Here is a 13,257-nt window from a genome sequence, read left to right as displayed (position 1 = left end):
ATAATCCAGCCCACATCGCCAAGCGACTGTATGTCATCAAGGCGCCCTTAGCTCAGTTGGATAGAGCAACGGCCTTCTAAGCCGTAGGTCACAGGTTCGAATCCTGTAGGGCGTACCATTCAAATCAATCACTCATATTAATAATCCCTAAATACACAATTCTCACAGGTGCTCTAACGGGTGTCATTGCGATTCACGGTGATGTGACATTCTATAGTGCGACCAAAGCGGCAGTGGGCTTCCCCAGCTCCGGTAAACGCTCCTGCTCTATTGTTTGGTCTGAACGCATGCCGGGCCTGCGTGTAGAGAACTGGTTTAGCCAATAAGCCGTATGAGGCTTTTACGCAGAACTGTACAACAATAGCGTCTTTTCGTTTATTTCGCATTTTTCGTTTATTTCGTATGATCTACCTTAAACTGCTTTTGGCATCATTCAAGCTGAAAGCGTAATCGCTAATTGGCTGACTGATGCACTGAAAATGGAATACCAACAATGACACACTCAATTCCTGATAGCCTGAGTCTTCCGGCTCCAAATGAGATTGAGACAGCAGTTCGCGGGCAAAGGGAGCTTGCTGCCTATCTCTCCACAAAGGTGGAAACACAAAAAATCTTGATTCAGGACGCCGAAAACAACACCCGCCAGATCGAATTGCCAACATCTTCACTGAAGCTGCTGATGTCAATTCTAGGTGAACTGGTTATGGGAAATGCGGTTCAGGTTGTTCCTGTACATGCAGAATTAACCACGCAGGAAGCGGCTAACATTCTCAACGTCTCACGTCCCCATATGGTGAAACTGTTGGAAGAGGGGAAATTGCCTTTTCATAAAACCGGTCGCCACCGTCGCGTGCTTTTCGCGAACCTGATGGAATATAAACGCCAGCGGGATAATGAAAGCCGTAGCGCAATGCAGGAGCTGACCGACCATAGCCAGGAGCCTGGACTTTACTAATGACACACACCTTATCCTGTCGTGTTAGATGCGAGTGTCATTTATCCATCTCTCCTGCGGGATCTCTTAATTCGCTTAGGGCTGACAGGGTTGTACCAGCCTAAATGGACCGTCGTCATAGAGGATGAGTGGAAACGAAATTTATTGGCAAATAGATCTGATCTATTGCCCGAGAATGTCTTGCGAATCAGTGAACTGCTGAATAAGGCGCTTCCTGATGCGCTGCTCACAGGGTTTGAATCGCTCATTCCGGGCATCATTCTTCCAGACCCCGATGATCGGCATGTGGTTGCTGCTGCTGTTCGCGGTAACGCCGAAATCATTGTTACGTTTAACCTGAAAGACTTTCCTCATCAGTCGCTCAACAGCTTCGGTATTGAAGTTTTGCATCCAGATGACTTCATCATAGACCTGTTCGATTTAAACCGGGCACTTGTGTTATCTGCTGTCAGTGAACAGCGCCGTTGCATGAGGAAACCGCCAAAATCAGTCGATAAATACCTTGAAGCGCTACTTCGGCAAGGCTTGCCTCAAACCGTAAAAGCATTGATACAACTTTCAGTTAGTAATGTTAGTTGGTTTGTCTCCATATTTCCCGTTTCGCCAGTCCGCTGCAGATTCAACTGGGGTCTGGTTCCACGCCAGCACTCGAGTGGCGACAGGCAGGTGCTGATGAATATGACGAAAAAAGGCGACAAGCATCTACGGACACTGTTTATTCATGGTGCCCGCGCTGTCGTCAGGGGTGCCACGAATAACAATGATGGTTATATGAATCAGTGGGTTAACCAGTTAAAGGAGCGGCGCGGATTTAATAAAACAACCGTAGCACCGATGTCCTGTTCCGTCAGCAGACCTTAATGTTGACCGGTCTGGTAACGCTGGTGTGATAAGCCTTATAAGCCGTAGCGCACATCCGAGCTAGCATTCATCACCTTCTCCATCACCGGGACAAGACGACTGCAGTAGATGCACTAAAACTCAGGTCCCGTTGCAACCTCACTTACCGCTGCTCATCAAGCGATATTCGTCCCCCCTTTAAGGCTGCTATGTGGCATAATGGCGTGAGTACCGTACGGTATAGTTATGTTTTAGCATGACTTTTTAACCAGCCAGGGGTTCAACATGAAAGTACTAACGCAGGCGCGCCGTGATGCGATCGTGGCTGCCGCCGCTGAGGTGTTCCTTGAGATTGGGTACGAACGTGCCTCCATGGATGAAGTGGCCAGACGCGCCGGTGGCTCCAAGGCCACACTCTATAAATACTTCTCCTCAAAAGAAACGCTGTTTGAAACAGTGGTGCGCAATTACAGCGCCCGGTTCCTCACCGAAGCAGCGAACGGGTTAACACAACCGGAATACCAGCACCTGACACTGGAACAAAAGCTCACTCGTTTTGGCGAAGATATGCTGCGGGTGGTGGCCTGCGACAACCAGGCATTACAGATTTACCGCGTGGTGCTGGGGGAAGCCGGACATTCTGATATCGGGCAACTGTTCCTGGAATCCGGTATCCGGCAGAGCATGGAAGCGCTAGCGCAGGAAATGAGTGCCGCAATGGAACGGGGTGAACTGGCACCGGCGAACCCGATGCTCCGTGCCATCCAGTTTACAACGCTTGTCAAAGCAGAAACCGAGGTCTTGTTTTTTCTGCGCGAAATGCCTGATTTTTCAGAAGAAAAAGTCAGTGAAATGGTCGCCAATGGCTTGCGAATCTTTCTGAATGGTGCAGTGACAAAAACGGAGTAACCCTCTTGTGCAATCAGGTATAAAAAACCGGGTTCGCCGCATCGAACCCGGTTTTTCTGCTTCAGATCAGTGAAGGCGACACGCATCCCTGCCCTTCGTCACCCAGTCAGTCGCGACCTGCCCTATCTGGTTTGACAGGCGCTTCACAACTTGCTGCCCGGCTCTAAACATCTGCGCAGAATCTCCGGCAACCGGCTGTGTAATGTTGCTTCTGCACACCAGTCGCCGGTTTTTTCCTTCCTGCTGAACGGATAAGCTCCACTCAGCGTACAGACTGACAGCGTTGCCGGGCCAGTTGTCAAAACGCCGAACCTGTATCAGCACCCGTACCACCGGTTTGCGATTATCCCGCGCCAGCCCTGCCACATCCACGGTGTTAAGCTGCTGCGTCATGCCCAGAGACAGTGCAGTTTGCAACTCATCACCTAATGGGCTTAACCAGCGATCGTTATCCAGAACCACCATACGACTGTTGCTCTGGCGAACCACCACCTGTTGGGTATCCAGTTGTGCCGGAACGCCAACAGGCAACAGGTCGATCACAAACTCAGGCGGCACAACCATGTTGGAAACGGAGTCAGAACTGACCAGGGTGTGGTAACGCACATGTGGTGAGGCACACCCGACCAGCACACTGGTGACGCAGAGGATCAGCGATAAAATGACTTTCATGGCTGCTCTACTTGCTTAAGTGGAAGAGAGTCATCCAGCGCCGCATCCGCTGCTCGCCCCTGTATTAATGATTCAGGGTGTCTGTCCAGCTGGTTTGTCAGGCTGCGCACGGTCCGCAGCGTTCGCGTTGCTTCCTGTAAAGACTGCAGAAAGGTCACCATCAGCGGGGAATCTTCCGCCAGTAGATTTTGCACGTCCTGTGTTGTGTGCTGCGCCTGTTGCATCAAGCGGTTGGCTGCGGGCAGCGTCCGGGCGTTGACCATGCGTAGCGTTTTAGTCAGTTCTACCAGCGAGGTATTCATGTTGCTCCCAATTTCATCGAGCGGCATTTTATTGATTTTGCGAGTGATCTCTGTGAGTTGATCTTGGAGGATGGACAGTCCGCCATTAATAGTGGGGAGTTCTACCGGGCGTTTTGTAACATCAAACTTCACTTTTGGCGCATCCGGGATGAAATCGAGAGAGATGTACAATTGCCCTGTCAGCAGGCTACTGGATATGGCCTGCGCCCGTAATCCATTAGCGATCATCTCGCGGGTGAAAATAGCGGTGTTGAGGTCAACGTCACCCGTTGGTTTCGGGAGTTTTTCGAGCACGTTGCCCATTCGCGAAGGATAAACATCGATGCACACCACAATCGGAAAGCGATACCCTTCGGCATTGTTGTCGAGCTCGATGGAGGCAACACGCCCAATACGCACGCTGGAAAACTGTACTGGTGCCCCCACATTCAGGCCATGCAGGGTGTGTTCAAAACGTAACTGAAAGCGCACCGGTGGGCCGTCCGCAGGAGCCATCGCGGTCTCTTCATCCGGTGACAGTTTGTAACGTGTTTGCTTATGGAGCACACCATGAGAGGGTTCTTCCAGTGTGGAGAACGCAATCCCCCCGGCCATGATGGCAGCAACGGTCTGGGTTTTTAGTTGAAAACCGTCGCTGCCAACGGAAAGATCCACGCCACTTACATTCCAGAACCGTGAGTCTGCGGTGACCAAGCGGTCATAAGGGGCATCAATAAAGATGTCCAGGTCGATGCCCCTGCCGTCTTTACGTAGATGATAAGAGGTAATCCGCCCGACCGGGATGCGGCGATAGTAAACCGGCGAGTTAATATCCAGGGACCCGAGGTCGTCCGCTTCCAGCAGAAACTGGCTGCCTTCCATATCGTTAACGATGGACGGAGGCGTTTCCAGCCCGGTGAACCGGTACTGGCTCTCACCAGACAGCCCTCTGTCCACGCCTATGTACGCCCCGGACAGCAGCGTATCGATACCGCTGACGCCGTTCATTCCCACTCGCGGCCTGACCACCCAAAATCGGGTATCGCTACGCGCCAGATTCTGCGCACTTTTGCCAAGCGAAACCCGCACCAGTACCTGCGTGTTATCGGGGCTGAGCGTGATCTCCTTCACCAGCCCGACGTTGACATCTTTGTATTTCACGGCGGTTTTACCAGCCTCCAGACCAGTGGCGCTGCGAAACGCGATAACCACTTCCGGCCCGACAGATAAGCGCGCCTGGATGACCATCGATACCGCAATCACCAGCGCGACAACCGGAAGTAGCCAGATGACGGCAGTGCGCCAGCGCCCATGATGTAAAAGAGGAATACCCGAAACAGGACGCATCATTGCTTATCTTCCCATAATGTTTTTGGTTCAAAACTCAGCGCGCAGAGCATGGTCAGGATGACCACAAAGCCGAAGAAAAAAATGCCGGCCCGGGGTTCAGCCTCACTGAGCGTATGAAACCGGAGCAGGCCACACACCGCGGCCACCACCACGACATCCAGCATTGACCAACAGCCAATCCATTCCACTACGCGGTACAGCCGGGCTCGTTCGCGTCTGGCCCAGCGGCTCTTACGGCTTGTTGAGAACAGCAGCACACTCAGTGAGAGAAACTTCAGACAAGGAATCACCACGCTGGCAACAAAGATGATCGCCGCGATGCCCCATGACCCGCTTCGCCAGAAGGCCACGACACCGGAAAGAATGGTGCTGTCACTACCCTGGCCGAGCAGCATGGTGGACATCACCGGAAACAGATTGGCGGGCACATACAGTATCATAGCGGTGAACAACAGCGCCCAGCTCATCTGCGGACGGCTATGCTGGTGATGGGGCAACAGCGTATGGCAGCGAGGGCATTTCCCCCACACACCAGACGACCTGTCATCGGAACACACCAGCCCACATAAGGGGCAGCGACACACTTGCATCTCACGAGCAAACGGCACATCAATGGTCACTGCCCTTCTCCCCAACAGGAAGCAGATCCCACAGCGGGCGTAAATCGTGATTGTTGATGAGAACAACCAGCACACAGGAAATGGCCAGCGCCCAACCGCCTGGTCCCACAGAGACGTCCAGTAGTGACGAGAGTTTTATCCCCGCCACGAGAAACCCCAGCACGCCCACTTCGACCATGCTCCAAGGATGAAGCAATTTAAGCACTTTCATGATGAAGACAAACGCCGGTGCCGCACGCCCGAAATGTGCAAAGCTCAGCAACCAGGCCGTCAGCGTTATCTTCAGAAAAGGCGCGACAATGAGCAGGGAAACGGTACAGATCGCCATAATAGAGTTGCCATCATCTGCTGCCAGCGCCCATGCCGCATTCCAGAGAGTGATGTCATTCGCCATACCGTAAAATTCAACGGACATTATCGGAAAGATACAGGCGAGGAACAAGGTAATGGCCGCCGTCAATATCAGGGGGAGTACATGGCCGAGCACCCGATGATGACCACGCCATAACACGGCGTAGCACCGTTGACAGAGCGCAATATCGCCCGGCGCGCAGGGCAACATCAGGTAAACGCTGTCGCAATGCGGGCAGATAGTCAGATGCGGGAATATCTTCATAAAGCCGGTTCGCCAGGAAGTGATGCACGAGGAAAATCACAGCCGATTCCGGTTAAGGCATCCGGCTGTACATAGGGTGACGACGGCTACTGGAGCATCTCCGCCAGTTCTTCCGCCCCTTTTTCAATACCCACTTCAGCGGCACTCAGCGAGCCGATACTGGCAGAGATGTTCATGGCATTCGGGTACTGGTGAGCAACGTAAGCCTTCAGCAGTTCGTGACTGCTGGCGTCATAAATTTCAACGGCGTAATCCACCGAACCACTCATCAGTCCCCTCCCACCACGCACCGACTGCACAATGTTGTAGGGGCCACCCGCAAGATCGAACTTGGTGACTGTACCCACCACCTGTGGCGTGGTGTCCGCGCCCGTCAGCGTCAGTTTCAGGCGCAAAGTTCCGGTCGCAGGCGTGCCGACCGTTTTAAAGCGCGTGCTTAATGCTTTGCTGAACGCATCCTGCATGTGAGTGGCAAGAGCCTGCCGGTCGACCTGGGCTATGTCGTCAAACTGCCCGTCGCTACCCTGATAAATCTTCACCGGGTCAATGATGATGTTGTCGTACTTACGCCAGTCGACCTGCGGTGAATACCGCCACGGCATGCGTTCGGCATTATCATCGGTGTTTGCCGAAAGCTTTGCAGCAGAGTCGATGCCGCTGTAGCGCACCGGCTGATTACCCGCACACCCTGCCAGCAGTAAAGCAATACTGATGACCATGACCCCACTGACCTGCCTTAACATCTTCATGAGTACATCCTTTCGTTTTGGTTAGGGGCCGCGCGTACCGCCATGCCCTCAGTAAGAAGCATCAAATTCGCACACATATAAACTGTACAGTTTAGTTTTGATCGCAGGACTGAAACCTGTCAACGAAATTGTTCGATAAGACGTTTGTGATGAGGCTTAGAAACACATTGCCTGTTTTAGAAATGCTGTAGATATCTAAATTGAGAGAGAAATGAGGAATAATGGCGTATAGCGATTTTGTTCCTGAACGCTCATGGAAAAAATCGATAGTCGGTTCTTATGCGCTTTTTGTGCTCGGATTTCGGCCCAACGATTGCAGCTTGAAAAGCAGGCAGAAAATTATTTACAGAAACGGAGTGACTACAAGCACTTACGTACATCAGCGGCAACAGAACGGTATCGAAACGAACTACGACTGATCCGCAATGCAAAACAGACCGGTCCCTCACTGGCTCCGTAGTGCGCTTGTAAATCCCTGGGCTATTCGCGCAGACGTGCCAGTGTCAGCTCTTTTTTGTTGCGAGGACATCCTGCAACATCGCTTTATCGACGCTCAGATCGGCACAGCATCTTCAACCGCAGGTTTTCTTCTTCAAGCTGTCGCATATGCTTGAGTTCTGATGGTGAAATCTGTAGTGGTCAACTAAAACCGACCACGGTTTTATCGTTTTCCCAGTACAACGCTTCAGCTTCGCCCCGGTGACAGCGAACGGGCCAAAAGTTGAGCAGGCCAGCGCCATCGTGGATGGTGTCCTCTGAAGTGGATGCTGCCCTCTGAATTTGTACCGGGATCTGCCGGCTGCCAGAGCGTGCAGCCGGGCTAAAATCGGTGATACTTAAAGAGAAGCCGCAGGTGAATATTCACGCCACGTCCTGCTCTTGCTGCGTTTTCAGCCCTCCCCTCTATCCTTTTTCTGCAAAACGCATCGCCAGCCATTGTGCCTGCTGCTGCATCACTAGCACCTGGCTGTCCTGCTCGCGCCACTGAATATCGCCCTGACTAAGGCAGCGCCTGAGCTGCTCCAGTGAGGTCGTCTGAAAACAGAGTGCCACCATTTTCGCCGGAGCCTGCGCAGCGACTGGTGGCAGAGCGAACTCCAGGCTTGCCTGTTGATGCGTGATAATACGCAGGCAGCAGCTTCCTGAATCAAGCACATAGCCGCCGTTGTCCTCCTCGCGGGCCTCCGTACTGAATAACTGACGATACAGCGCCAGTGTCTGTTCAGGTTGAGGCGAAGCGATAACGAATGCGGACAGCGCCTGCACGCCATTCGGATGTACTTGCCAGGCGGGCTGCCAGACGGCTTGCGGCGTCTGATGTTCGCAGAAAAAACTGAATCCGTACTCCACAGCGCTGGCGCGGATCCGCGAGATACAGAACCGGGCTTCAGTCTGACTGCCATCCGGCAGTATCACCGGGCGGAAGAAGCGGGTCGGCGGTTCGCCATCAAGCTGGCATTGCTGGAGGTGCTGCCATACCGCATGCGCATCCTGGGTTTTCCAGACCAGCCCAGCAAGACCTGGTGCAACGTTCCATAAACCTCGCGAGTCTGTCCGTATGGCAGGCTCATAGCCTAAAAGCTCCAGATAGTTATCGGCGAATATGGCCAGATGGTTGCTGGAGCCCATCGAATGATGTCCCCGCGTACTGAGCTGAAATCCCATCCGCTGGAACAGGTATTGCGCCTGATCCAGCTCTTCATTGACATTAATCACCGCGTGATCGATAACCGGTATAATCGGCATGGTGTATTCCTTCTGTTCTTTTTATTGATCCTGTCAGGCGGCACGACCACCAAAATAGAGCTCGCGCATACGGGGGTCATCCTGCAGCATTCGCGCGCTGCCCTCCATCGCCACTTTCCCCAGCGCCAGTACGTAAGCCCGGTCAGAAATGTGCAGTGCCTCCATGGCGTTCTGCTCGACCATCAAAATGGTCACTTTTTCCTTGCGGCGAATGGTTTGTATGGCGCTAAACACTTCCGTCAGCATTTTCGGTGACAGCCCGGCCGAGGGTTCATCAAGCAGCAGTACCGCCGGTTCAGGCATCAGTGCGCGGGCGAGCGCGAGAATTTGTCGCTCGCCGCCGGAAAGCGCGGACGCAGGCGATTGCCACTTTTTATGTAATACCGGGTAATGTTCCGCCAGTTGCGCCATCCGCTGCTTACGCTGACCGGGCGCTAAAAACTGTCCCCCGGTTTGCAGGTTTTCTGCCACGGTCAGAGTGTTGAAGACGTTGTCCAGTTGCGGAACAAATCCGAGTGCGCATTCACGGATTTTCCGGTGCACCGGAATTTTGGCCGTTTCCTGACCATTGATTTCAACCCGTCCTTCGCGCGGGGAGACAAAACCGGCAATCGATTTCAGCAAGGTGGATTTGCCACAGCCATTTGGCCCCAGCAGCGTCACGATTTCCGCCTGTTTAACATGCAATGAAATACCATGCAGAATATCAATCCCCGGGGTATAACCGGCGACCACGTTTTCGAGGGTAATCATACCGCCTCCTGCAATGTTGCGGTGCTGTGCCCGAGGTAGGCCTCCAGTACCTGCTGGTTCTGCGCCAGTTCGCTCGGTTGGCAACTGGCGACAATCTGCCCGCGATCCAGCACAATGCAGCGCTGACACAAGGTGTTAATAAAGTGCATGTCGTGCTCGATAACCAAAAGCGAAATGCCCTGACGGCTCAGGTTGACCAGCGTTTCCACCAGTTCCTGGCGTAATTTCGGGTGCACGCCCGCCATCGGCTCATCCAGCATCAGCAGCGTTGGGTTGCCCATCAACGCGCAGGCAATGCCCAGTAATTTTTTCTGTCCGCCGGAAAGCGCGGCGGCAGGCAGGTCTTTCACTTTGGTTAATAACAAGATATCGAGTAATTCACGGGCACGGGCTCTGTCTTCCTGCTCGACTTTACGCCCGGAAGCCAGCCCCAGCAGACCGTTGAATAAGCCGTGCTGACGAGTACCCGCTGTCATGACGACTTCCATCACGCTCATTTTTTCCGGCATGACAGGGAGCTGGAAAGTGCGCGCAATGCCCGCCTGGATGATCCGGTGACTGGGCTGACAAGCAATGGCGTGGCCATCAAATGTGATGCTGCCGCCATCCGGTCGGGTAAAACCGGAAATGGTATTAAGCAGCGTACTCTTACCGGAACCATTTGGCCCCAGCAGACCAAGAATTTCGCCCTTCTCCAGCGTGAATGATACGGATGTCAGTACCTGGTTGCCGCCAAAGGCTTTGCTGATATCAGCCACTTCAAGCAAACGGCTCATGATAACGTCCTTAATTTTTCCGGTAACAGGCCGCCGGGGCGGGTGAGCAGACAGAGTAATAAAGCCAGACCTACCAACCCAAGGCGCAGAGCGCCAGTCAGGTCTGAGCCGATATGGAAATAATCTTTTGCGAAGGGGATAAAGTTATACAGCCCTTCCACCAACAACACGCCCAGCAGCACGCCGCGCACATTGCCAATGCCGCCGATCATCACCATGCTCCAGATAAGAAAGGTTTCCGAAGAGAGCAAATAATCCGGGCTGACATAGTCGGTGTACCAGGCCAGTAACATGCCAGCCAGACAGCACATCACCGCACTGCTCATTAACGCCCGGCATTTCAGCCACGGCAGCGCATAGCCCATGCAGATAGCCAATTGAGGTTGCTCGCGCATCAGGCGCAGCGCCCGACCAAACCGGCTGGCGCCGATCCGCAGGCTGGCGAGCGTGGCTGCGATGACGCAGAGCAAGATAATGACCGCGAAGATACGCGTATCGGCGACGGTATCGCCGGTTGACCAGGGTGCGGACAGCCCGCCAATCCCCTGCGCGCCGCCCGTCAGACGGTCCTCATTGACGACCGCAATACGGATGATTTCAGCCAGCGCCAGCGTGGCGATGCCCCAGTAATCCGCCGTGAGCTGACGGCCCAGCAACGTCATCAGTACGCTGATAACAATGGCACACAGTAACCCGGCCGGGATCACCAGCCACAGCGGCAACCCGAAATTGCTTCCCAGACCGATGGCATAAGCGCCGGTTCCGACAAACACGATATGACCGAAATTCAGCAAACCGGCGTAACCTGCCTGTAAATTCAGGGCAAGTGCGACGATGGCATAGATCCCGCCAAGGCAAAGGATATGCAGTAAAAACTCAGACACGGCGGACCTCCCGGTTAAACAGGCCATAAGGACGCAGCAACAGCGCCAGCAGCAAAATCACAAACGATGAGGCATTCACCCAGGTTACCGGGATAAACAATAAGTCGCCGCCGAACAGCCAGCTCCAGTCGATATTGGTAACGAGGGTTTCGGTTGCCGCGATAAGGAGTGCGCCAAAAATAGCGCCCATTGGGTTTCCCAGCCCGCCGAGAATGGCGGCAGCGAGTACCGGCAACATTAGGTCATTGCCCTGGTTAACCCATGCGCTGGCGTTCATCGCCAGCATGCTGCCGCCCACTGCGGCCAGCATGCCGGCCACCAGATTGACGTTGTGGATAATGGCACTGGCATTCAACCCGGAGGCTGCCGCCAGATCCCGGTTACTGGCCAGCGCACGGATAGCACGCCCTTGCGGCGTGCGAAACAGCAGCAGGCTGAACATCACCACCAATGAAATCGTGACGCCAAGACTCCAGAGCTCGTCGGTCGAGATACGTGTGTCCCCCACCTGCAAGAGTTCGCCCACTGGCAGGGAATAATTCACCGGGGCCGATCCTTCAACCCCGAGAACCAGTGCAATCAGCACCATCGATACCGCCAGCGAGCCAATCATGGCGTTAGCGGTGCCGCTTTTTAGCAGCGGCTGGTACACCCAGTGATGCAACAACATGGACAGCATGCCGCAGACTATTGCCGAAAACACGATTGCCATAGACAACGGCATGCCAAGACGAAGCCCGGCGGCGGTAATAAATGAACCGACCATGGCATATTGCATATGGGCTATATTGGCGAACCGTACCAGCCCGTACACCAGGCTTAATCCCAGCGCGACCAGCGACAAATCCGCTGTGCGAATCAATGTATCAATCAAAAACTGCAGCATGGTGTTTCCCCGATGATGTAGCGTGAACTGGCAAGATAAAGCGGCTCGTTACCGGGGAACCGGTACGCCATTAAACGCTTTCACTTTCAGGTATGGCTGGGACTGACGCTGGTTATCGGCATCCAGATTTAATGTGCCGGTAATCCCCGTAAAGCCAGGCGCAACGGTTTTCATTGCCGCGATCATCGCTGCTGGTTCGGCACTGTGTGCTTTATCCATTGCCGCCGCCGCCAGCATCACGCTATCCCAGGCATAGCTGCCATATACGGAGCGCGGTTTCTCATGGAATTTTTTCTGGTACAGCTCAGCATAATTTGCGCCGTTGCCGCTCGCCGCTTGCTGGTCAATACCCGCGACTTCCATACCAACCTGTCCGTTGGTGTACTGCGCCGGAGAACCTTCAATGGCCATGGTTAAATACATGCCATACCAGGGCGTTTTATTCAGCCCCAGTTCCCAGGCTTCACGGTTGAGCACAATGGCATCCTGGCCGTAACTGGTATAGACATAGGCTTGCGGGTGGGCGCGGGAGATTTGCTCCAGCTCACGGCGATAAGAAGGCTGACCGCTGGTATAGAGCACTTTGGCGACCACTTTGCCACCCACTTTTTCAAACGCTTTGGTGAACTGCTCCGCCATCCCCTGCCCGTAAGCCCCATCCGGGGCGATAAAGGCGACGCTGCTGTAACCGAGCTGGCGCACATCTTGTGCCGAGAAGCTCGCGGAAAGGGAATCCAGGCCAATAACGCTCCAGGACGTCGCGCCGATTTTGCGGATATCGGTGCTGGTGCCGGAAATATTGATGTGCAGCAGATTGTTCTTCACCAGATATTGCCCAACCGGAATGGTGACGCTGGAGGAAAAGCTGCCCACCACTAACGGCACATGGTTAACCTGAGTTAACTTGCGTACGGCATTCAGGCCGGTGACCGGGCTTTCAGCGGAATCTTCCACGATCACATGTAATGGCTGACCGTTGACGCCGCCCTGGGCATTGACCTGTTCAACCGCCAGTTCCATACCACGGCGCTGATCTTCACCAATGCTGGCGCTGGTGCCGGTTAAGGGCAGAATCGCCCCAATGTTCACATCGGCCTGCGCCGTGTGCGCCAGACCTAACAATGTCATACCTGCCAGTATTGACAGCGTCATACCCTGCCCAAAACGATTTTTCATGTTGGTTCTCCGGTTTGCTGTTACCGACTTCTGAGGCCGGTGTT

At 54.0% G+C, this 13,257-nt stretch carries 13 protein-coding genes, 1 tRNA gene and 2 pseudogenes; 5 read left to right on the top strand and 11 right to left on the bottom strand.

The features are described 5' to 3' along the window. The first annotated feature begins 41 nt into the window (after positions 1–41). The 5 genes and pseudogenes from LF929_RS06255 to LF929_RS06235 all read left to right on the top strand — a co-directional run bounded on the left by LF929_RS06255 (position 42) and on the right by LF929_RS06235 (position 2,704). Positions 42–118, top strand: a tRNA-Arg gene (locus LF929_RS06255). A gap of 375 nt (positions 119–493) precedes the next feature. Further along, positions 494–955 carry a helix-turn-helix domain-containing protein gene (locus tag LF929_RS06250; RefSeq protein WP_226092737.1) on the top strand — a complete coding sequence of 154 codons (462 nt, stop codon included), beginning with the start codon at positions 494–496 and terminating at the stop codon, positions 953–955. A 21-nt stretch (positions 956–976) separates the two neighbouring features. Then, positions 977–1,237 (top strand): annotated as a pseudogene (locus LF929_RS06245) (PIN domain-containing protein); the annotation flags it as partial. A gap of 345 nt (positions 1,238–1,582) precedes the next feature. Then, positions 1,583–1,786: pseudogene (locus tag LF929_RS06240) on the top strand (transposase); the annotation flags it as partial. Positions 1,787–2,080: 294 nt separating this feature from the next. Then, positions 2,081–2,704 (top strand): TetR/AcrR family transcriptional regulator, encoded by a 624-nt coding sequence (locus LF929_RS06235; RefSeq protein ID WP_038908607.1) that lies wholly within the window; start codon positions 2,081–2,083, stop codon positions 2,702–2,704. A 66-nt stretch (positions 2,705–2,770) separates the two neighbouring features. Here the strand turns inward: LF929_RS06235 and LF929_RS06230 are convergent, their stop codons facing one another. The 11 genes from LF929_RS06230 to LF929_RS06180 all read right to left on the bottom strand — a co-directional run bounded on the left by LF929_RS06230 (position 2,771) and on the right by LF929_RS06180 (position 13,213). Beyond that, positions 2,771–3,376, bottom strand: coding sequence for a membrane integrity-associated transporter subunit PqiC (locus LF929_RS06230; RefSeq protein WP_038908608.1), 606 nt, complete (start codon positions 3,374–3,376; stop codon positions 2,771–2,773). Continuing rightward, positions 3,373–5,007: an intermembrane transport protein PqiB gene (locus LF929_RS06225; protein ID WP_226092736.1), complete on the bottom strand. Its 1,635-nt coding sequence runs from the start codon at positions 5,005–5,007 to the stop codon at positions 3,373–3,375. The genes LF929_RS06230 and LF929_RS06225 overlap by 4 nt, the downstream gene beginning before the upstream one ends. Next, positions 5,004–5,621: a paraquat-inducible protein A gene (locus tag LF929_RS06220; protein ID WP_226092764.1), complete on the bottom strand. Its 618-nt coding sequence runs from the start codon at positions 5,619–5,621 to the stop codon at positions 5,004–5,006. The genes LF929_RS06225 and LF929_RS06220 overlap by 4 nt, the downstream gene beginning before the upstream one ends. Continuing rightward, complete coding sequence (locus tag LF929_RS06215) at positions 5,617–6,243, bottom strand: paraquat-inducible protein A (protein ID WP_226092735.1); 627 nt, start codon at positions 6,241–6,243, stop codon at positions 5,617–5,619. Before LF929_RS06215 ends, LF929_RS06220 begins: the two co-directional genes overlap by 5 nt. 86 nt (positions 6,244–6,329) lie before the next feature. After that, a complete protein-coding gene (locus LF929_RS06210; protein ID WP_210174144.1) occupies positions 6,330–6,992 on the bottom strand; it encodes a DUF3313 domain-containing protein in 663 nt (220 codons plus the stop codon). Positions 6,993–7,895: 903 nt separating this feature from the next. Further along, positions 7,896–8,738, bottom strand: a complete 843-nt coding sequence (locus LF929_RS06205; RefSeq protein ID WP_226092734.1) for a VOC family protein — start codon at positions 8,736–8,738, stop codon at positions 7,896–7,898. A gap of 33 nt (positions 8,739–8,771) precedes the next feature. Next, entirely contained in the window at positions 8,772–9,491 is a 720-nt protein-coding gene (locus tag LF929_RS06200; RefSeq protein WP_210176510.1) for an ABC transporter ATP-binding protein, read from the bottom strand. Beyond that, a complete protein-coding gene (locus LF929_RS06195; RefSeq protein ID WP_226092733.1) occupies positions 9,488–10,267 on the bottom strand; it encodes an ABC transporter ATP-binding protein in 780 nt (259 codons plus the stop codon). Before LF929_RS06195 ends, LF929_RS06200 begins: the two co-directional genes overlap by 4 nt. Next, entirely contained in the window at positions 10,264–11,151 is an 888-nt protein-coding gene (locus tag LF929_RS06190) for a branched-chain amino acid ABC transporter permease (RefSeq protein WP_038905106.1), read from the bottom strand. Before LF929_RS06190 ends, LF929_RS06195 begins: the two co-directional genes overlap by 4 nt. Beyond that, positions 11,144–12,037, bottom strand: a complete 894-nt coding sequence (locus tag LF929_RS06185; RefSeq protein WP_038905107.1) for a branched-chain amino acid ABC transporter permease — start codon at positions 12,035–12,037, stop codon at positions 11,144–11,146. The genes LF929_RS06190 and LF929_RS06185 overlap by 8 nt, the downstream gene beginning before the upstream one ends. 48 nt (positions 12,038–12,085) lie before the next feature. Beyond that, positions 12,086–13,213, bottom strand: coding sequence for an ABC transporter substrate-binding protein (locus LF929_RS06180; RefSeq protein WP_226092732.1), 1,128 nt, complete (start codon positions 13,211–13,213; stop codon positions 12,086–12,088). Between the last annotated feature and the right edge of the window lie 44 nt (positions 13,214–13,257).

The sequence above is a fragment of the Dickeya oryzae genome (genome assembly GCF_020406815.2).
In the GTDB taxonomy this organism is placed as follows: Bacteria; Pseudomonadota; Gammaproteobacteria; order Enterobacterales; family Enterobacteriaceae; genus Dickeya; species Dickeya oryzae.
This window is presented reverse-complemented; position numbering and strand designations above follow the sequence as displayed.